12 protein-coding genes are annotated in these 20,838 nt (G+C 57.4%); 4 read left to right on the forward strand and 8 right to left on the reverse strand.

Annotated features, from left to right (window positions below):
• Positions 1–4: 4 nt before the first annotated feature.
• The 3 genes from NB063_RS05500 to pilM all read right to left on the reverse strand — a co-directional run bounded on the left by NB063_RS05500 (position 5) and on the right by pilM (position 6,061).
• Positions 5–2,056, reverse strand: a complete 2,052-nt coding sequence (locus NB063_RS05500) for a hypothetical protein (protein ID WP_250927751.1) — start codon at positions 2,054–2,056, stop codon at positions 5–7.
• Between the two features lie 96 nt (positions 2,057–2,152).
• Positions 2,153–3,865, reverse strand: coding sequence for a hypothetical protein (locus NB063_RS05505; RefSeq protein WP_250927752.1), 1,713 nt, complete (start codon positions 3,863–3,865; stop codon positions 2,153–2,155).
• Between the two features lie 54 nt (positions 3,866–3,919).
• Positions 3,920–6,061, reverse strand: coding sequence for a type IV pilus assembly protein PilM (gene pilM, locus NB063_RS05510; protein ID WP_250927753.1), 2,142 nt, complete (start codon positions 6,059–6,061; stop codon positions 3,920–3,922).
• A gap of 155 nt (positions 6,062–6,216) precedes the next feature.
• On the opposite strand from pilM, the gene NB063_RS05515 reads away from it, so the two are divergent.
• The 3 genes from NB063_RS05515 (at position 6,217) to NB063_RS05525 (ending at position 11,893) form a co-directional block, all read left to right on the forward strand.
• Entirely contained in the window at positions 6,217–9,483 is a 3,267-nt protein-coding gene (locus tag NB063_RS05515) for a hypothetical protein (RefSeq protein ID WP_250927754.1), read from the forward strand.
• Positions 9,480–10,982: a serine/threonine-protein kinase gene (locus tag NB063_RS05520; protein WP_250927755.1), complete on the forward strand. Its 1,503-nt coding sequence runs from the start codon at positions 9,480–9,482 to the stop codon at positions 10,980–10,982. The genes NB063_RS05515 and NB063_RS05520 overlap by 4 nt, the downstream gene beginning before the upstream one ends.
• A 155-nt stretch (positions 10,983–11,137) precedes the next feature.
• Positions 11,138–11,893 carry an SGNH/GDSL hydrolase family protein gene (locus NB063_RS05525; protein WP_250927756.1) on the forward strand — a complete coding sequence of 252 codons (756 nt, stop codon included), beginning with the start codon at positions 11,138–11,140 and terminating at the stop codon, positions 11,891–11,893.
• A gap of 266 nt (positions 11,894–12,159) precedes the next feature.
• Here the strand turns inward: NB063_RS05525 and NB063_RS05530 are convergent, their stop codons facing one another.
• The gene (locus tag NB063_RS05530; protein ID WP_250927757.1) at positions 12,160–12,531 is read right to left on the reverse strand and encodes a hypothetical protein; all 372 of its coding nucleotides are present in this window, start codon (positions 12,529–12,531) and stop codon (positions 12,160–12,162) included.
• A gap of 787 nt (positions 12,532–13,318) precedes the next feature.
• Here NB063_RS05530 and NB063_RS05535 point away from each other — a divergent pair.
• A complete protein-coding gene (locus NB063_RS05535; protein WP_250927758.1) occupies positions 13,319–15,163 on the forward strand; it encodes a UDP-N-acetylmuramoyl-L-alanyl-D-glutamate--2,6-diaminopimelate ligase in 1,845 nt (614 codons plus the stop codon).
• Between the two features lie 4 nt (positions 15,164–15,167).
• On the opposite strand, the gene lepA is transcribed toward NB063_RS05535, so the two are convergent.
• The 4 genes from lepA to NB063_RS05555 form a co-directional block, all read right to left on the reverse strand.
• Complete coding sequence (lepA, locus tag NB063_RS05540; RefSeq protein WP_250927759.1) at positions 15,168–16,973, reverse strand: translation elongation factor 4; 1,806 nt, start codon at positions 16,971–16,973, stop codon at positions 15,168–15,170.
• A gap of 138 nt (positions 16,974–17,111) precedes the next feature.
• Positions 17,112–18,164: an ROK family protein gene (locus tag NB063_RS05545; protein WP_250927760.1), complete on the reverse strand. Its 1,053-nt coding sequence runs from the start codon at positions 18,162–18,164 to the stop codon at positions 17,112–17,114.
• A gap of 276 nt (positions 18,165–18,440) precedes the next feature.
• Positions 18,441–18,905 (reverse strand): hypothetical protein, encoded by a 465-nt coding sequence (locus tag NB063_RS05550; protein WP_250927761.1) that lies wholly within the window; start codon positions 18,903–18,905, stop codon positions 18,441–18,443.
• A 20-nt stretch (positions 18,906–18,925) separates the two neighbouring features.
• Entirely contained in the window at positions 18,926–20,734 is a 1,809-nt protein-coding gene (locus NB063_RS05555) for an ExeA family protein (RefSeq protein ID WP_250927762.1), read from the reverse strand.
• Positions 20,735–20,838: the final 104 nt, after the last annotated feature.

Raw genomic sequence — 20,838 nt, forward strand, 5'->3', positions numbered from 1 at the left:
GCGTCTAGAGACCACGCTCTTTCGCGAACGAATAGATCCGGTACTTCTCTTGGTCCCGCACCTCGCTCTGCACCTGCAGACCACCGTACTCATCAAAGAGCAGCACCAACCCGGGTTCGGTCAACTCGTCTTTTTCAACGATCTCCAGTGGCCGTCCGCCCTCAATATCGATCACCGTGGACGAGGACAGCACCTGAGCATCCTCAACCTTTTTGATCTGCAGATTGATCGGATCGATGATGTCGGAGGTTCCCTTGAAACTCAACGACGAGCCTTCGGTGGCGTCGTCCATCCAAATCGGCATCGGGGCCGCGTAGGTCGGATTGTGCGAGAAGTTCAAAACATCCGCTTTTGGAGGCGACTTGTAGTAATCGATTTTCTTGCCGGCGATCTCGAATGTACGCGGACGAGATTGTTCAACGGGTCCAGCGTAGTAGCTGCTCAGAGACGGAAGAACCGCAGGTGGGCTGGGTTCGCTCCACGGGCTCCAACGCTGGAAATCGCGTTTCTTGTTCTCTTCGGCTTCGATCATCAAACCTTGGACCCGGGCGTAAACATCCGCACTGAGGGTCGCCATCTTCGGTTGATGCAGCGGGTTGGCAGGGAAGTTTGGATCTTGGACCGCATACCGGATCCGATAGACATACTTTTGACCGGGCATCGGGCTGAGTTTGTCATCACGGCGGGCAAAGTCGTAGAACCGCATGATTTTGTATTCAACGGGATTTACTTCGAGAGTCTGCATGCCAGCGGCAACCCCCATTCCCATACTCATCCCCATGTCCAAGTCCATATCCATACTCATCATGGAATAATCCATTCCCATGTCGCCATCTATTCCACCGGCACCGGCAGTGGCTCCCGGCCCGGCGAGTTCCAAGTCATCGGGATTGATTTCTTCGATCTGTTGCGACTCTTCAAACAACAACTCCTGTTCGATTTCGACGCGGGTCCGCATGGGGATCAGCGGATGGAGGGCAAACTTGGAATAATCGCTCAGCAGGATCGGCGGGATGTACCCGGTCACGTTAAGGTCGCGATAGTCAACCGGAACCAGCTCGGGAGCGTAACCTGCCCACACAAAGGCGGCTCGCTTGAGGTCGCTCTCGCGGGACGCGATCTTGACCCAGTCTTCCTCAACCAATTGCTCAACGGATTTCCGAGTAACGTTTGCACGCTGGATTTCGTAATTGAAATAAAACGGCTGGTCACGTTGCGGCAGGAAGCCGTCGGCATCAAACAGCGCGGCCTTGTAGGCCTCGGCAATTTCCTTGTGCGGGAGAACCGCAGTGCCAGCGATAAACCACGCACTCTGTGGTACTGGATGCTTGCCGTCGGCAGACTGGATCGATGCGCTCGAGTTGGGCACAAACCCGAAGTTGTATTCGGAAGAAAGCGTTCGAACCGGGCCGGTCATTCCAGAACCCATCATGCTCGGGTCCATCATCCCTGGCCCCATCATGCTCGGATCCATCATTCCGGGGTCCATCATACCGCTATCCATTTCCATCATGTCGTCCATGCCCATCATGTCGTCCATGCCCATCATGCCCCGACGCCCACGCGACCGTTTTGGCTGGGGCTTCTTTTTCTGCTCAACCTTTTCGACAGGTTCCGCCGGCGGGAGGTCTCGGGCGCGATAGTTAGCACTCGATGACAGCACGGCGTACGATTCGATATGCGAACTGGTCATCAGGGCGCGGGGGGCCAACAACGTCGGATCCTGACGACGGGTCGATTCGGTCAACGGAATCGGAATCCATGTTTTGCTGGGGTTGTACGCTTGGTAGGGCACGTACTCGTTCTTCTCAGCCAACTCCGCTTTGATATCGAAGGTGGGCTTCCGTTCGGGAAGGATTGCCTCGGAGTGATCGTCATCGATACTCGCCCGGACCTGCTTGGCTTCGTTGGCGAGCCTCTCGGGGTCCTGCTCCTTCGTCATGTCGGGCAAACTCAGACCGCTATACACCATCCATACCGACGTCAAAATCACGATGCCGACGACCATTTTTTCGGCGTGGTGAATGAAGAAGTCTTTGATTTTGTCGGCGTCCATGAGGTTCTCCGTCGGAGAGACGATAAGTTGAGCGATGAGAGGAGATAGGAATCGGTTCGCCGCGGCACCAGTTCGCTGCGGCGATTGCGGATCTGACTACAAGGCAGCGAGCGGTTCGCTCTCTGCCACCCCTGGTTGTACAGGAACAGGTGCTGGTTGGCCAGGATTTCCAGCCCCGGGCGGCTGGGCTGCGTCAGGAGCCCCGGCCGGCGGCTTCGGCTGGCCATCTCCCGCATCCGGTGTTTCGGGTGCGTCAGGAATTTCGGGTGCCGGCAGTGCCGCATCGGGAGCCGCCACATTGGCTGCTGCCTTTTCGTTTTGCACTTTTTCCGCCATCGTCTCGCCGTCGATGATCGTTTCCGCGGTGATTTGATCGACGCCGAGTTTGTCTTTCTGTGGCGGGTTGTAGATGTGAATCAGGCCATAAACCTCTACAGTTACGTCGAGCGGATACAGCTCATTGCCGGCCTGAGGCGCCATGGCACCACTCATCGGCCCCATGTCCATCCCCATGTCCATATCCATCCCCATGTCCATATCCGAACCGCCGCGAGCAGCACCGCCGGGCCCGCCTAAAATCCGGGTTTGGATGACTTGAACCATCAACGGGGCACTCCCGCACGCGGCGAGCAGTTCCGGAATGGCACGCTGATCGATTTGCACAGACATCATGACCGGAACTCGCTTGGCCACCTTCAACGGGGCGTCAGCCGGCGAATCGCTTTCTAAGGCTGAACGGAGCTGGGAACCGGAGATTGGCTGAAGATCGGGGTCGACGTAGCGATTATCGGCGGGGTCAATGTCACCCATCCCTCCGTCCATACCCATGCCCATGTCCATGCCCATGTCCATGCCCATGTCCATCCCCATATCCATCCCCATGTCGTCCATGCCCATGTCCATCCCCATACCGTCCATCCCCATGCCGCCGGTACCCGGCGTCGCCAAGGATCCGGCGACAAATCGAACCTTTCGGCCCATCGACAATTTGTTGATTTCACGGATTTGCGCTTCGAACGGCTGCTGCGCTTGATCATTGACGTCTGCGATGATCGCCAGCATTTGCCGTAAGATCCACAGGTTTTCTTGACTGTAGTAGACCTCGAGTGTGGACGGACGCCGCGATTGCCAGGGGAAGAGTTCGCTGATCAATTCCGCTTGGGCACCTTGCGACCAACGCACCAACGGTCCTTTCTTGACTCCCGAAATGCTGATGTCACCAATTCCTCCCGGGATACTGCCGCGCATCATCGGTTCGCTGAAATCATCCATCATTCCGCCGCCAGCCCGTGCCGCGGTCGTCGTATCGAACTTGGCCGTCCACTCTGCTTTGGCAATTTTCGCAATATTGGGCAACACTTCGCCGATGTACTGGGCGTACTGCTGGAGAAGGTTCGTCGGAATCTTTTGCTCGTCAGGGATTGGAAACTGAATGTACGATTCGATCGGAATCTTATCGCGGTAGTGGTCGATCAGCGTTTTCGTAAGCTCTTTTTCTGGCCAGACCAAAATATCCTTTTGCTTCTCAAAAACGGTGCTCCAGGCGTCGAGCACTTCGCCTTGCCGATTCTCAATCATCTCTTCCATCTTCTCATGAGAGATCAGGTTGGGATGCGTGGGCACTTCGGCGCGAACACTCGAAACGCGGCTGACGTCGCCCCGAATGGCGCTAGCCCGGGACTCACTTTCGGCAACCAGATCACCGGTCACCTTAAACCAGATGCCGACCGATCCGAGCAGGATGATCCCAACGGCGATCCAAAAGCCATACTGCTTTAGGAATTCAATAGCGGGTTTGAGTTGATCCATAGTGGCACGCGCCAGAGTGTGAAAAGAGATAAGCGGATTGTTGAGCGGGCTGGCTTAGCCGGCGAAGCCAGTTTCATCGAAAGATTCATTGGCTGCTTCGGCAGCGGCCGCCTCAGCAGCTTCGCGTTTCGCCTTGATCCGCTGGTCCAACGGAACCGGTTTCCAAACGAATTGGAATACGAAATCCAACCTCAACACTTCGAGAGTCGGAGGATCATAGACCAATTTTTCGCCATCAGGCCCGATCAGCTCTTGGCCAGGCAACAACCCACTGGCGGGAACCATCCGAGCCGCGAGGCTATTCGGGTCGTAGTCGGGGTTAGGAACCTGTACGAGAACTGCCTGCTTTTCATCGAGTTGCAGCGGGTAACTGATGCCCATTTCTTGCGGGGTAAACGTTTCTTTTTCACCGTTTTCCCCGATCAAGGTGATCGGTTTTTCAAGAAAGTTCGTTGTCAGGTGGCGGCGAACGTGGTTACTTCCTTCGAAGCCCATCCTTTCCGCACTGTTGTAGTAGTGATAGCCGCGGAGTTGGATCACCCAGCCCTCTTCGGTCGGCCCAGTATCAGCGGCGAAGTCCTCAGGAAGGGTGCGGTTCATCTGCGCCGCCCAGTTGATCATCTCTTCCTTGTAGCGTTTGTCGATGATCGGCGAATACCAAAGACTGAGGTCCTCGAACTGCTTCGTTTCGATATCGGTAATGTGGATATCAATCCGATCTTGGTACGGCATCTCTCGAGGAGACGGCAGCTTTCCGTCGGGATAGTCCTCCCGTGGAATCATTTCGTTGATCGTTTTGAACAGCTCAAGCCATAACAATCGATCATCATTGTTCCCCGCGATCTCCTCACCGAGTCGGTTGAGGAACAGCAATCGACTCTCAAGGTCAGCGTCCTTGGTTTTCTCTTCGGCGCTGTGGTTTGACATCTCGGTCACGGCAGTCTTGGCCGTTTTCCAAACATTGTCATGCGTCGTCGCCCACGAACGTTGCGTCAGACCGTATTGGATCGTGGTACCAACCAACATCGCTGCCAAACCGAGCAGCGCCCAAGGCTTCTTCGCCCGGATCATTCGTTGGGTCAGGATCTCACGCGGCACCAACGTCGTGTGCACCTGACTCATGTTGAGCCCTTGCAAACACAATCCATAACAGACCGCGAAAGTCGGAGCGTTGTCCCGGAAGGTCGGGATCGACAACACGTCATCACCGCCGAGGCGGTTGTACCGGTCGAGCATCTGGACTTCGTAGCCGAGGTTCTTGCCCAGATAGGCCGCGAGGCCCGGCATTTTGACCGTATTGCCGGTTACCAACAGCTCCGTGATATTCGCCTTCTTATCGATACTGCGGAAGAACCCGATCGAACGCTGGACCTCAGTAACGAGGTCGTTGAAGACCGGTCGCATCGTTTGGAAGACGAGCTTGGGATCGACCGCTTCGCGCGCGTTGCGTTTGAGATGCTCCGCTTTGGCAAACGTCAGCTTCAAGTCTTTCGTCAATTGACGCGTGAAGTGGTTACCACCGATCGGCATGCTACGTTGCCAGATGCGGAAGCCATTCGTGATGATCAAATCGCTCGAATCGGTCCCGATGGACAAAATCACCGTGGATGATGGCGGGTTATCAGCATCGAACTCTTCGTTGTCGAGCCGCTCATGCATCCGGTCGTAGGCGACCGCGTTGTAAAGCGCGATCGGTGCCAACTGCACCAAATCGACTTGGATGTCGGCTTCATCAAACGGCGCGAGTTGGCGGTAGGCTTGCTCACGTTTCATCGCGAACAACCCGACTTCGCTCTCAAGCGCGTAGCCCTCTTGGACTTGCGCCCCAGGCATCATTTGGTAATCCCAAATGACGTCGGACAACTCAAACGGGATCTGTTGCTTGGCTTCGTAGCGAACAATATCGGCGATCTTTTTCAGATCGACCGGTGGCGGCTTGAAGAATTTCGCCAAACCGCTCTGGCCCGGAACGCTGATGCATACCTTGTCTCGGATCGATTCGTTTCGATCGAGAAGCTGTTGAATCGCCTCGGCAATGAGTTCGTCGGGCTGGGCATCAGGTTGGCTGAGGATTTTCGGATATTCGATGAAATCGAATTGGTCCACGACCACTTCGGCGCCATTTTTGACGCAGTGGAGTGCTTTCAGTGCACTTTGACCGATTTCGATTCCCCAAACGCCGGCGGAGCCTGCCATGGTTGTCTTTCACGCGAATTAAGTAGAAGAAAAGGGAAACGTAGTAGGACTACGTTTCAAAATGAGGTTAGTTTCCGCAGTGCGGGAGGTGCCAGTGGGGCTGTATTCCGATTAGTATCTCGTTTTCCCACCTCTACGTCAAATTTTAGTCGCTCATGCCGCTTTTTGCTGAGTGCTGCGTTATTATTCCTTGCAGCACGATAGAAGATTTCCCCGCCCGATTGGATCCTGCCGGTGCGCGAAGCCTTTTGGGCGGCCTCACCGCCGTCTGGCACCCCCGTCTGATCGCAGGTTCTCGCCGCACGCCGACGTGGCACCGCAGCGACGACACGCCACCGGCGATCTCGGCAAACTCGGATGCGGAGGATGCCGGCACGTCAAACACGTCCCCGGTCCGATTGCTGATCGTACCCGAAGTCTGCGTCTCGACCCTCCCCAGCGAATTGCGTGAATCGGTCGATAATGACGCAATCTCGCATCACACGGCTCTCGAGGATGAAAGCCGCGAAATACGAGTCCGGGTCTCCAGCCGCGAGGACGCGTTGGAAAAAATCGCCGCTGCGGTGGCGATGGTTTCAGACGATTCGGAAAAGGATTGCTGGCCAGATTCCACCGACTCAAATTCTCTCATCTGCGAGAAGGACTTCTTTGCACTGGGTTACACATGGTGGCAAACCCAAGTGTTGACGCGGCGTCTGCGATACACCAGCAATCTCGACCATCTGCATTTCGAAAATAGGCTCGTCGCCGCGGCGACGCACTTCGTCAGCGGCGAACTTCACGAAGCGACCGAGGCCCTGCACGACTGCTTCGATGCCCTCGCGGAAGAACGCGATCACTATTTTTCGTCCGATCCGGCGCTGATCGACCTGACGCTACTGACGCCCGGCACGCTCGACAGTTGGCTGCAAAGCCGGGTGAGTACTCAATACGGGTCATCACCCGCGTCTGGTTCGGTCGAACCGCGAACGATCCTGCCAACGCCGCAAAACATCCTCGTCGACGAATCGGTTGCCCAATCGATCATCAGTGGCGATGCCGACCGACGAAATCGCTTCCGAGCCTGCCTGAGCAGGAGCGAGAACGAACACGACGACCATCAGGCTGCCGAGGGAGCCGACCAGCCCAACGACGCCGCGACCGATGAACAGAAAGACACATCCCTTGATCCGGTCGGATGGATCGGCGGCGGCCCCGCCAGCGATTTTTCTTTTGACGAACATTCGATCGCCGCGTCCGAGCAACGCATCGCGGATGCGGTCCGCACGGTCCGCGAAGCCGGTGTTGTTCCGCTGAGCGTGTACGCACGTCTCGGCGGAGGGATCGCGGCCGAGTGGGTTCCGGCGATCGCGGCAGCCGGTTTTGATGGAATCGTCCCGATCGACTTCCTCAACGGACGCGGCTTCGACGAAGAATCCAAGGTCCTGTTGGGCGAGGGCGAACAAGAAGTCGAAGCCCTCACGGCAAAACCAATCGACGCGGATGATGAAAGTTCATTCCTGACCCTTTCCACGCGTTTGGGCGAAGCGATCGATCGTGGCGAAATCGCAACGGCACTGATGGTCCATTGGCCCGGCGGCGGTTGCGACAGTTTCCATGACGTCCGGCGTGCCGCCTCCTGGTCGCTTTGCCTGGGCCGCTTTTGGCGTTTAGACGAGTACTTTGTCGACGGTGAACGCCCCTATCATCACGGAAGTTCCCCGAAAGCAACTCCTTCGGCTGCGGAGACGATTGCGGACGTTGCACGCCGTCGATCACGTCTTCAGGAAGATTTGCGAACGCAAGCCGAACGGAACCTACGTGGTTTCGCCGCCTTGGTCGATCCGTCCTGCGTTCTCAATCAGAGTGACGCATCGAGCCCTCCAAACGGATTGCAACAACGTATCGTCTCGGCACTCGGGTTCGAATCCGACGCCGCTGCGTCCGGCTCCAGCGCAGCGGCTGAAAACATGCTGTTGCTTCATCCCGCCCACCCCGCCGCCCGGACTTCGGTTCACGTCGCGGGGAACGTGTCTCCAAACGCGGGTTCGGTTTTCCATGCCAACTCATCAGGTAACGGCACTGACTTGATCGTGGACGTTCCCGCTTGGGGATACGCAGTCGTAGGCGCGGCGGTAAAACGCCAGGCATCGGACGATGCCGGCAAGTCAACTTCCACGCTACAAAAGCTCACACGTTGGTTCACTGGCGGGTCACGCCGGATCATTACGGAGAACCGATTGAGCAATGAGTTCATGGAGGTTTCGATCAACCCCGAACACGGCGGCATCGAAGGCGTCTACAGCGGTCCGGGTCGCGGCAACCGCTTCTCAACACGGATACTGCTAGCTCCATCGGCAAAGGTAAATGCCGAAAAAGGAGCCGATGCGGCGGCGTGTCAGTGGGAAACCAATTGCGAAAGCATGCAGACCTTGCATGACTCTCGCGGTTCGGCCGTCATCGAGTTGACCGGCACTTTCTCACCGCATGCCGACTCAACCGGCAGTGCAGAAACCCTTGCCGGAGCGTCGCCACCTCAGCGATGGCAATCACAGTACCGCCTGGATCGAGGCAGTCGTCGACTCTTATATCGCGTGCGATTTACCCCCGTCGCGGATGATTCGATGTCGATCGTGGAGGCCTGGAAGTCCAGCCCGGTACTCCGGGTCGCAACCGCCGACGCGACACCGATCGTTCGTGCGATCTTGCGAGAGAAACTCGTCCGCACAAGCGCCAGATCGTTCCAATCATCACTCGGCTATGTTATCGATGAAGAAGAACGCACAACGCTCGTGGCCAGTGAATCGTCCACCATCCATCGTCGAAGTGGTGAGCGGTTCGTCGACTCGCTGATGAGCTGCGCCAAGACCGAACATCCCGATGAAGCGTGGGGCAATACCACTAGCCGCGCAAGCGATAATACGCAATGGTCCGATTGGCAATCGTTTGCATTTGGTTTTGACGTCCGGCACGCCGTGGCATCGGCCAAGTCGTTTGCGACGGGAGACCGTGTTCCCGCGCTGCCGATCGTCGCGAAAAATGGATCGGTCGGCAATGCACCATCGCGTGGTTGGTTGATTCATCCTTCACCGATCTCGCTCGAGGTTCAAGTTGTCGACGTGGGACGTGTTGTTGGCGAAGCGAACGGCGACTCACCGGGCGGCGAGTTCATGGCGTTGCATTTGCGGGTGATCCAAACGGCGAGCCGTCCAGCCGCAGCCAGCCTGCGTTTTTGCCGAGACGTTGATTCGGTTTACGAAGTCTCGTCGCTCTCGCGTCCTTTCCGAAACGATGCGGGAACGGTCAGCTTGACGCGATCGCGGCTTAGCGAAATTTCCAATCCGGATTCGATTCAACACAACGACGACCGGGTTCGTTGGTCGCAACCCAGCCACGGTGTGGTCCATATGATCGTGTTGTTCCCCAACGGCGGTCAAACATGAGCACACCGCTGCCGACCGATCTGGTGTTCCGCGAAGCAGCACTGTTAAGTGAACTGGTGAGCGAGGAGCAGTGGAAAGCAGCCGTTTCGGAGGTCAAACGACACCGAAAAGAGGCTGGCGTTCCCCCGCCAAACTCTGACTCCGATCGATTGGTGATCTGTGACGAAATCGAAGCGATCTTGGTCCGTGACAATATCATCACCCCGTACCAAGCGACCCAGCTCCGGGCGGGGCGAACAAAATTAACACTGGGCCCCTACGTCGTGACCGAGTTTCTCGGCCAAGGCGGAATGGGCCAAGTCTTCGGCGGCGTGCACGAAATCATGGGCCGACGATGCGCGATCAAAGTGTTGCCGCTAGACAAATCTGACGAGCTCGCCCGCGAAAGCTTTAATCGAGAGATACGACTTCAAGCCTCGCTGGATTGCCCGTACCTTGTCCGCGCATTTGATGCCGGGCGGGAGGGCAGCGTGCACTTCTTAGTCACCGAATACGTTCCCGGAACCGACTTGCGGCAACTCGTCAAAGATGGCGGGCGGCTATCAGTACAACAGGCTTCCTCAATCATCGCGCAGGCCGCCGCAGGGCTCGCCTACGCACATGAGAACGGACTGATTCATCGTGACATCAAACCCGCCAACATTTTAGTGACCCCGGACGGGCACGCGAAAGTCGCTGACGTCGGCTTGGCGGCGTTGATGTTTGTTCCCGACGACGACCCGCGGGCGGGCAAGGTCGTTGGCACGGCCGACTATCTTTCGCCCGAACAGATTCGAACACCAAATCAAGTCGGACCGCAGTGCGATATCTACTCGCTCGGCTGCACGCTGTACTACGCCATCACCGGCAAGGTGCCGTTCCCCGGTGGCGACTCACGCAGCAAGTGCAAACGACATCTGACACAGGCTCCTTGGGACCCACGCAAGTTTGCGCCCGAACTCACCGAAGCGTATGTCGAGATCATCGCCGACATGATGGAAAAGGATGTCAGCAAACGTGTGCAATCGGCAACCGAAGTGGTCAGGCGGTTGAGCCCGTGGGCATCGATCCATCCCGACGAAGGCGAAGCTTGGCTGTCGGAATTGGGGATCAACTTACCCGAGGAAAAACCACGAGCGCAAAAGTACAATCCATCGCGGGCCGTCGGTTTGAAGGAACAGCCTATCAGTGACGACCTGACGTGGAAAACCTCCTCCGGCGCAACGACTGGCAATGCATCCGGCAATTCCGACGTCCTGCTCGAAGAACACCCGACATCTTCGGGAGCACTGTCGAGCATCACGAGCGATCAGCCACCGCCCCCCCTGCCCAATCAGCCGACGAACATTGGCGGGGTGAGACTTGCCGATTCACTTCATGACGGTGTACCGCCCATTCCTCCGCCGTTATCCGGCGAGAAGGTGATGGTATCAAGGTCAACGCTGATTTTGGCCATAATCATTTCGATCGTGCTCAGCGGCGTCGCTGGTTTCACACTCGCGACATTATTGAATGTATGATGTTGCCGACTTGCTGGGCGAACTCGCCGAACGGCAAGTCCGATGCAGTTAACCATTGCAACTCGCTTGCATCCCTCCGGTGTCCATCCGTACCGCATCGTTAAGGTGTACGTTTGCCGACGTCCCATTCCCTCCCTCGATAACCATCCAAGACTATGCCCAGCTCACTCGATCGCCGACAACTATTCCAAGCCTCTGCGACCGCGATTGTCGTCGGCGGTCTCAACACCGCCCTCGCAACGTCCACATCTGCCGCCGAGTCCGCTAAAGGCTCGCTCGTCCAAGACGCCACAGTTCTCTTTCAGGGTGACTCGATCACCGACGCGGGACGAGATCGCAAACGCGGCAACGCGAATGACTCACGATCGCTCGGCCACGGTTACCCGGTCCTGGTCGCGGGCGGACTGCTCAAAGATTATGCGGGAAAGAACATCAAGGTTTTCAACCGTGGCATCAGCGGCCACAAGGTCCCCGATTTGGCCAACCGCTGGCAAGCCGATTGCATCGATATCAAACCTGACGTGCTGAGCATCTTGATCGGTGTCAACGACATTTGGCACAAGCTCAACGGACGCTACGACGGTACCGTGGAAACATATGAGACCGGCTACAAAGCGTTGCTCGAAGACACCTTGGAAAAACTGCCCAACGTTCGGATCGCGATCTGCGAACCATTCGTGCTTCGCTGTGGCGCAGTCGGAGACCACTGGTTCCCGGAATTCACGCAGCGTCTCGAGGCTGCCCGCCGTGTCGCCGACGAGCTATCGCTCGAACGCGTCGCCTTCCAAGACATGTTCGATGAAGCGATCAAGGTGGCACCACCGCAGTATTGGGCTGCCGATGGTGTCCATCCGACTCTCGCAGGCCACACACTGATGGCGGAAACTTGGCGTCAAACGCTCGGGCTGTAATCGCCGGATTGGGTAAAAGACGCAATCGCGCATCACACGGCAACCTCATCGATCCCGGTTCATTGAGGTTGCCGTATCAGCGCATGAAAAAGGGCTCTTCGTGAGAAGAGCCCGTTCATGTGCCCGTGCTGGGAAGTTTGCCACGTCACCTAATTCATACGAAGAGTTCTCGGTCCCGTGATGCTTTTGCATCGGATTCCACAGTCAAACTGAGAAGCCGGTTGCCAACCATGGCATCGATCGCTCATGCATTCGGCACACAGACTTTAGTGATGCCCGTGACCGTGATGCCGACCGTAGTGGAGGTCATAGTGACCGGGCACGTAATGGAAGTGGTTTCCGTGCGGTACAAGTGACGGGGCATGGTAATCGTAGTGCGGTTGGGTGTATCCGCGATAACCGGAGTGATACCGCGACCCGACGCTCGGATAAACGATGCTACTGCCGTGGTACGGGCTGTAGCTTCGATAGCCACCATATCCCGAATATCGTGACGAGTAACCGTACGAGGGATATCCGAAGCCGCCCGAACCGATCGAGAACGAAAACCCGCCCGCGTCTGCTTGCGGTGCGTCACCTGCCAAAACCATTGCCACGGCGAGCACGGGAACGCTGAGGAATTTTGCTATACGAGACATGTTGTTTTTCCTTCTATTAGCGAAACGTGTCCCCGCCGTGCCGCCGACATGGCGACTGCGAGAAGGAGCGTGAAACTCGTTTCTGTGATTACCTAATCGCAATGCCAATGCCAAAGTGGCAAGATCCCCGGATTTCTGTCACTTTACCCCAGAAAACACGGCAAATTTCGTGACATTTGCAATCCAAAATCGCCCCCGCCGAAACCGGCGTGACGTCATTCTGATATCAAATCGATATCACATGTGATTCAGATTGAGACGGTTTCGTTAAACAACGAAATTTGGAGATCGCTTCGGCCAGGCTTGGGACGTCATGGAACAGGCTTGGAACCTCGTGGAACGGTCGATCGTGCTCCCTCTCCGGGCGGTACGGACAGTTTTGAGGGGCCATGTCTCGCATCCGCAATCGACGCTCCCCCGCCTTCAGAACAGCATGAAGTCATTGTCGACCATGGCGTCGTCGTGACCCGGTATACCAACTTCAGGTGCTTGAATGCGTTTTTTGTCATGCCCGACTTACGCAAAGGTCACCGTTTAACAACCGATTGCCGACGTTCTTGGGGAAATGGAATTTCGACCTTGACCGAATGGTGCAGATGGGAACAATTAGCTTCTCAGTCAAACGGCTTCGGTAAGGAATCGTTTGGCAAACACGGGAACGGATTTCTCGTGAAAGCTTTGCCACCGGTGTGGGCGTCGTGACGAATGAGCGTCGTGCGTCCTTAGTAGATCAGCCGGATCGGGTGGGGCGGATTTGATCTTTCAGCGTCAGCACGGAGGCGACGAGATGCACCATTCTATCAATCGTTCGATCGAGTTTTTGACCAACCGAGCACACATCGGCTGGCAAACCCCGGTTCACCGCGAACCGACATGCACGCCTGACAATTCGTCCACCTCGGACACGGCGACCAAGACTCTCGAAAAAATCAGCAGCGCTGTCGCTCGCATTTCGGACGACCAAGAGCAAACGGACGCGACGCTAACCGATTCGGACTCCGATGCTGCCGAAACCGATTCGCCGATTCACTCGCTCGCCTCGCTGCTCCCCCAAGCACGATTCTTCACCGGCACCGACATCGCATTCTATTCGATCGCCGAATCGGCTGAGCAATGCACTCCGGGGCAACTCGTGGTATACCGTCTCGGCATCGATTGCCCGGTTGAGCTGATCGCCCAGGCCATGGCACGGGGCGCCGCCGGAATCCTGACCGAGCAAGTCTTGCCGGTTCCATTGCCACAGTGCATCGTCTGCGACACCGATCGCGCGCTGGCGGAGATCGCTGCCAAACAACTGATTGATGAGAACGGCTCGCGTCCCGATCAACGCTTGCTCACCATCGGCATCGTCGGCGAGAACGGAAAGAGCACAACGGCACTGTGCCTCGCTCAAGTTCTTCGGGACGTTCCTTGCCGCGTCGCCTACCACACCGATCTCGGACACAGCGACGGCATCACATCCGAAGCGTCCGAACAACCTCTGGCCGGTGACGCCGAAATCATCAATCGGGTCAGCGAAGCGGCCGACGCCGGAGCGGCCGTGACGATTCTCGAACTTGACGCACAAGTCCTGCGTTGTGGTGGATACGATCAGATCGGATTGGACATCCTGGTCATCGTCGGTCGTAACTCAGCACGCTGTGACTTCGGTCCTTCACCCGTCGATTGTGCGATCGAGCGAGTCACCGCCGATGGCATCATCGTCGTGTCCGTCGATGACCGCCGCAGCATGCGCACCGTCGAAGCATCTGGGCATTCCTATTTGACCTATGGCGTCGAAGTTGACGCCGACGTGACGCTGAAAACGATTGACATTGAAGACGGCGCACTCAACGCGATGCTTCGAAATGAAAGCCGATCGGCAATGTTCGAGTCGCTCCTCGGCCAAGGTGTGTTCACTGAATCTCTCGTCGCCGCAGCAGCAGTGGGCGTGGCAACCGACAATCCATTGGTGCAAGTTGCTGAATCACTCGGCAAACTTCGCGAACTGCCGGGACGCTGCCAGCGGGTAACGGTCGACGAGTGGAACATCGCACAGGCCGCTCCTTCGATGGTGCTCGACGTAGCAGGATCGCCTCGCCGCGTTTCCTTCGTTCTCGATGCGATGCGACGGCAAATGCAATCAGCGTCGCCGGCATGCTTACCGATGAACGCGAAAGTACATACCGGTTCGTCACAACGCGCCAAGATGTGGTGCGTGCTGGCACTCTCGGCCTCCGATGACCTGGATACCCTCGCCCAGTACGGACGTCTCATGGAGACGATGCCGGACCACTGTGTGCTGACGTGTGCCCCCGACGCAAAGGAACAGTTTCTGTCCCTGAGTCACGGTGTACTCGATGGCGTGGAAAACTGTGCCGCGATGCGTCTGGTCGCCGACCAAGAACGAGCGATCGCATGGGCAACACAGTGTGCCGGCCCCAATGACATGGTGGTTGCACTCGGTGGCATCAACCGGAAGTCCGCTCACGCACAGCGTGAAGACGCACTTCGGCTGCAGCGACTGATGGAAAACCTGATGCGTGATGCGGGCGGCGATTCCAAGACCGCGAATCACGGCCCGGCACAGAGCCAAAGCACGACCGTCGAGCACGCGTCAACGCAGCTCAAAATCTTCAACCCGGAAGGCTGAGCGATCAATCGTCGCCGCTGCTAAGCACCGCCATGAAGGCCTTCTGGCTGATCTCGACGTTACCGATCGCCTTCATGCGTTTCTTACCCTCTTTCTGCTTCTGCAGCAGTTTTTTCTTTCGCGACACGTCACCGCCGTAACACTTCGCGGTGACGTTTTTACGCATCGCGGGAACGGTTTCGCGAGCGATCACGCGACTGCCGATCGCCGCCTGAACGGCAACCTCAAACATGTGCCGTTCGATCTCTGCTTTGAGCCGCTTGGCAACCGCGCGACCGCGCCGGTCCGCATCGGCTCGGTGACAAACGACCGAGAGCGCATCGACGCGACTGCCGTTGACCATGATATCGAGCCGGCACAAATCGGCAGATTCATAACCGACCATTTCATAATCGAGGGTACCGTAGCCCCGCGTGCAGCTCTTGATCTTGTCGTGCAAATCATAGATCACTTCGGCGAGCGGGATGTTGTATGTCAACATCGCACGGCCCGCTCCGATGTACTCTTGATTGCGTTGGATGCCGCGTCGCTCTTGGCACAGCTTGATGACCGAACCGATGTATTCTTCCGGCACGATCACGTTGCACTTGACGATCGGTTGACGGAACTCTTCGATCTCACCCGGCTCGGGGACATCTTGCGGCTTGTGAATCATCTTTGTCTCGCCGCGTTTAAGCTTGATCTCATACGTCACGTTCGGCGCGGTCTGAACGAGGTCAATGTCGGATTCTTGCTCAAGCCGCTGTTGCACGATTTCCATGTGCAACAATCCGAGAAAGCCACACCGAAACCCGAAGCCGAGCGCTTCGCTGGTTTCCGGTTCGAACTCAAAACTCGGATCATTGACGGAGAGTCGCTCAAGCGCATCTCGCAGGTCGGTAAACTCTTGCCCATCGCTCGGGAACAATCCGCAATAAACCATCCGTCGCGGCCGGTCATACCCGGGAAGCGCCGGGGCAGGGTGCTTCCCAACGATCGAGACCGTGTCCCCGATGTGGACCTCACCAAGACTCTTGATGTTGCAGATGAGGTATCCGACCTGGCCCGCGGACAGCTCTTTGCAAGCGACACGGCCCGGTGAGAATTGCCCGAGTTCGATCACCTCGTGCTCCGTTCCGGCGCGAAGGAATTTGATCTTTTGTCCCGCTCGAACGGTGCCTTGCATCACACGGATATAAGTGATCGCGCCGCGAAAGTCGTCATAGTTGGAATCAAAAACCATCGCCTGGAGTGTCGCCTCCGGGTCCCCGGTCGGCGCGGGAATTCGATCGATAATCGCATCGAGCAGCCCCGCGACCCCGACCCCCGTTTTGGCACTCACGCGAACACAATCGTCCGGGTCGGTGCCAAGCGAATTCATCATCTCTTCGGCAACCTCATCGGGCCGCGCGTGAGTCAGGTCGATCTTGTTGATGACCGGAATGATGAGCAAGTCATGCTCCATCGCGGCGAACGCGTTGGCCATCGTTTGAGCTTCGACACCCTGAAATGCGTCGACGAGCAACAACGCCCCTTCGCAGCACGCCAACGACCGAGAGACTTCGTATTGAAAGTCGACGTGACCGGGCGTGTCGATCAAGTTGAGCTGATAGGTGGTGTCGCCATGTCGAAACGGCATCGCAACGGCGCGGGCTTTGATGGTGATCCCCCGCTGCCGTTCGAGCGCCAAATCGTCGAGCAATTGCGACTTCATCTCCCGCGTAGAAACCGTGCCGGTTTCTTCGAGCAAACGGTCGGCCAGCGTGCTTTTGCCGTGGTCGATGTGAGCGATGATGCAGAAGTTGCGGATGTTCTTGGTTTGAGAGGACATATGGAGACGCTGCCGGTGGCAAGCTCGTAATGGATGATGTGGTTGTATTGGATGAATCTGGCCGCAATTCGCGGGTCCCGCGCACGCGTGAGTGAACGCTTGAGGAGTTCACGTGACGCAGGTCGAACAGGAACTGAGCTAGGAGCCGATTTTCCTCGCATAGCCGGCGGCGCCGAGATACCCGGCGTCACTGCCGAGGGTGGCGAAGGAAATCGTTGTCCCTTCGAAAACATTTGAGAATGTTCGCTCTCGGAACTCTTCGCGGATTCGCTCCAGGAATCGTCTTCCGATCGCACAATCGGCTCCGCCAAAGTTCATCGCACCACCGAGCACGACGCTCCCGGGATCAATGGTGTGCACGAGGGTCGTCACGGCGATGCCGAGCCACCGCGCGGTGTCGTCGATCACCGAATTAGCCAATGCGTCACCGGCCAGGGCGGCTTCGTAGACGCGCTTGCTCGTCAGCCCGTCTTCGGCGTCGCCCTCGCCGGGCTCATCAAGGTAACGGTACAACTGGCTTTCCGGGATATCGCGAAGTCGTTTACGCGTAATCGCCACAACGCCGGTCGCCGACGCGTACGCTTCGAGTTGGCCGCGTCCGCCGCCCCACTCGCAGAGCTGCGCATCTGGCGCCGAGTCGACGAGGATGTGCCCGCACTCGCTGCCGAAACTGTTCACTCCATTGACGAGTTCATTTTCGATGATGATCCCGCCTCCGACGCCGGTGCCAAGGGTGAGCAAGATCATCGACGATTGCTGAGCACCGCTGCCCAACCAAAATTCACCGTAGGCGGCTGCATTGGCATCGTTAAGAAACGAAACGCCACGCCCGGTGGCTTTGGAGATTTCATCCACGATCGGGAAATCCCACCACGATGGCAATTGAGGCGGGGCAACGAGCCGACCACGAGGCAGGTCCATCGGTCCGGGAGCCCCCATCCCGATTCCGGGAACGTTCCCAACGACGCCACAACGCCTTTCGGTTTCGTCGACCATCTTCGCTAAACGCTTCACCGCTGCCTCGGGCCCCTCCGACTCCCTGGTCGGAATTTGCTCGAATGCCACCGTGTGCCCCTGATGATCAACAAGCCCACACTTGATACTGGTACCACCAATATCGATCCCCCAAAAGAACGGGGACGAGGCGGATTCGATTGGGAAGGAGTGGTCGCGGACGTTGAGGGAAGCCAAGACAAAATTTCGCTGTGAGAGGGTTTGGAAGGCGAGACGATTGCTCGTTAGCGACCGCTCGATGGCCGTTCGGGGCAGGGGCAATGCACAACTTGGAACGCACCGAGACGAAACCGTCCGCTCGAGCGGAATTGCGTTTTGGGGCGGGATCGTGCAACGCGGCGTTGAGAAAAAATCGGCAGGCCGGTCCCCAACGCCTCCACAGTATAGAAAACCTTGGCGTTTCGGCGAGGTCCGGTCCCGCTCATTGAGCCGCGGGCTCAGCCGCTTGAGATTTCAGCCTTTTCGCGGGAGCGACATCTCGGCGGGCTTGACCCACCCAGGTAGGCTGACGTCTGGATCGCAAATCCCCATCACGAAGGAGGCCCCGTTTGATAGAGGGCGGCTGACGATCAGACAACTCGTCAGCGCGATCACGTTACCGAGATTCCTTTTGGCAAACGCCCGTTGGCACCGCATGAGGTTGATCCGTCGCCAACAACCGCGAAACCAGCTCATCCCGGACTCCGTGCTGCAGTAGTCAACCCGCAAAACCGTGTCAGTACCAAGGCCGAGCTGCTCACGAAGTGATTTCCACGACTCGGCAAGGTCACAAAAAAACGCCGGTTGCAGCGAAACTACTTTTGGCACGACGAGCGTGAGCGTTTTTTGCTCCGCCCGGTTTGCCGCCACCGCGTGACACAGGAACGTCTTCAACGTGTTGCTAGCCGAAATCGGCGCTATCGTCTTGGTCGCTGTCATAAATCACGCGTGGTTGCGGTTTATCGTTTCGGGGAGCGCATCTTTGCCAACATCGACTGGAAGTCGACCGCGATCGGCGTGCCTGGAGTCTCATCGGTCTTGGCTTCACCCACGACGATGGACTCTTCAACTTCGACGTCGTCTTCGATCACCAACAAATCGCGGTCATCGTCGACCAATGGATCGGGCTCGCCGTCTTCCATCCACAACACGGGTGCCGAGGCGTCGTTACGCAGGCTGAGGATTTCGCGATGCAACGACGACTCGAGATCGCTCTCTGGCTCGACTTCTCGAACTTCTACGTCGCGAGCAACCGGCTCACAGGCTTCTGGCTCGTAGGCCACCGGCTCACATGCCTCTGGCTCGTAAACCTCTGCTTCGCACTCGACGCTCGATGCGACGGGCTCAACGACGACAGCGGCGGGGCCGCCAACCTTTGTCGCAATCGGTTCCTCTTCGTCGAACTCGCCGAACAATTCAATAGGAGACGGCGTCTCGATCTTCACAACCGGACTTGCTTCTACTTCCATCGACGCAGCTGACTCTTCATCGGCCGACTCGGCGACCTCGAACTCAGATTCGTCGTCATAATCGAATGTGCCGATCGCTTGGCAATCGTAGCTGACGGCTCCGAATTGCGATTCATCGACACAGCCTAGACTGACTTCAGCTTGGACCATGAAATCTTGCTCGCACGATTCGTCTGATTGGGCAGCTTCAGCGGAAACCGATTCACACCCGGCAGCGTCGCACTCATTGTTGTCGCACTGAGCCGGGTCGCACTGGCCCCGGTCACACTGGCCCGCATCGCAGGCTTTGACAGAGCTCTCTTGTTCACTCGGCTCGAATGCCTCTTCGGCAACGGCCGACTCTTCCGAAACATCTTCGACGAAATCCTCGACTGACGATTCAATCATCTCGAAAGAATCAGTTTCGTCGGTAAGCGGCCCAAACTCGACACTCGAAACCGGCCGACTGAGCTCGGGCTCATCGAGCAACGGACTTGGCAGTTGTTGCAAAACGGCCCAGGCGTGATCGACGGTTTGGTTGGTGATCTGATTTTGACCACGCGACGCAGCAAACTCCATCGTGGCGGTCATCAATTGGTTGACGAGCCGGGGCACACCGCTGCACGCACGGTGAATCGCACGGATTGCCGATTCTTCGATGCCGACCTTGGCAGCGTTTACACAGCTCTTGATTGCATGCTGAACATACTGCACCGTTTCGTCGCTCGAGAGCGGGTGCAAGTAACAGCGTGTTGAAACCCGCTGCACGAGTGCGTCCAATGATGGCAGTGCGAGTGTTTCGTCGAGCTTTGGTCCGCCCAGTAGCACGGCGCTGACTCGCGGCCGGCCACCCGACATCACGTTGGTTAGAATGCGGATCGTCTCGAGCACTTCAGGCTTAAGCGTTTGGGCTTCGTCGACAAGCAATAACAACCCGGCGAAGTCACGTGAACTTCCCGCGATTCGTTCGATAATCGCGAGCTGTGGATCGTCACCGACTGTGGCGGGCGTGGGGGCGATTCCACGAATCCGGTCGAGACGGTTGAGAAGGTGTCGCTGTAACAACTGCGGGCTTTCGAGCGTCGCGTCGCCAAAAACGATGACTTCGCGTTCACGGGCGAAGTGCTGCTGCAACACCTGACAAATCAGTGACTTACCGGTTCCCGGAGGTCCAATGACGAGCGAGATGGCCTCCCACGCCTCAACGGCCCGGCGAACACGCTGCAGAGCGTCGTCCTGAGAACCGACACGCACGTAACGTTCGGCGCTGGGGAATGGTGGAAACGGGGGTACGTGAAACTGTGTTTCAACCGATGACATGGTCGAAGTCCCGAGGCGGCACAAAACGAAGAAAGCGGACATTCCGTCTAATCGTTACAGTCGTCACGAATGGTCGCCGAACTGAAACGAAAATGGTGGCGAAG

This window comes from Aporhodopirellula aestuarii, from assembly GCF_023701485.1.
Taxonomy (GTDB): Bacteria; Planctomycetota; Planctomycetia; order Pirellulales; family Pirellulaceae; genus Rhodopirellula; species Rhodopirellula aestuarii.

Excerpts from the sequence above, each read along its gene's own strand:
- NB063_RS05500 (WP_250927751.1), bottom strand. The coding sequence starts at position 2,056 with ATGGACGCCGACAAAATCAAAGACTTCTTCATTCACCACGCCGAAAAA.
- NB063_RS05505 (WP_250927752.1), bottom strand. The coding sequence starts at position 3,865 with ATGGATCAACTCAAACCCGCTATTGAATTCCTAAAGCAGTATGGCTTT.
- NB063_RS05515 (WP_250927754.1), top strand. The coding sequence starts at position 6,217 with ATGCCGCTTTTTGCTGAGTGCTGCGTTATTATTCCTTGCAGCACGATA.
- NB063_RS05555 (WP_250927762.1), bottom strand. The coding sequence starts at position 20,734 with ATGTCATCGGTTGAAACACAGTTTCACGTACCCCCGTTTCCACCATTC.
- pilM (WP_250927753.1), bottom strand. The coding sequence starts at position 6,061 with ATGGCAGGCTCCGCCGGCGTTTGGGGAATCGAAATCGGTCAAAGTGCA.
- lepA (WP_250927759.1), bottom strand. The coding sequence starts at position 16,973 with ATGTCCTCTCAAACCAAGAACATCCGCAACTTCTGCATCATCGCTCAC.
- NB063_RS05535 (WP_250927758.1), top strand. The coding sequence starts at position 13,319 with ATGCACCATTCTATCAATCGTTCGATCGAGTTTTTGACCAACCGAGCA.
- NB063_RS05530 (WP_250927757.1), bottom strand. The coding sequence starts at position 12,531 with ATGTCTCGTATAGCAAAATTCCTCAGCGTTCCCGTGCTCGCCGTGGCA.
- NB063_RS05520 (WP_250927755.1), top strand. The coding sequence starts at position 9,480 with ATGAGCACACCGCTGCCGACCGATCTGGTGTTCCGCGAAGCAGCACTG.
- NB063_RS05550 (WP_250927761.1), bottom strand. The coding sequence starts at position 18,905 with ATGACAGCGACCAAGACGATAGCGCCGATTTCGGCTAGCAACACGTTG.
- NB063_RS05525 (WP_250927756.1), top strand. The coding sequence starts at position 11,138 with ATGCCCAGCTCACTCGATCGCCGACAACTATTCCAAGCCTCTGCGACC.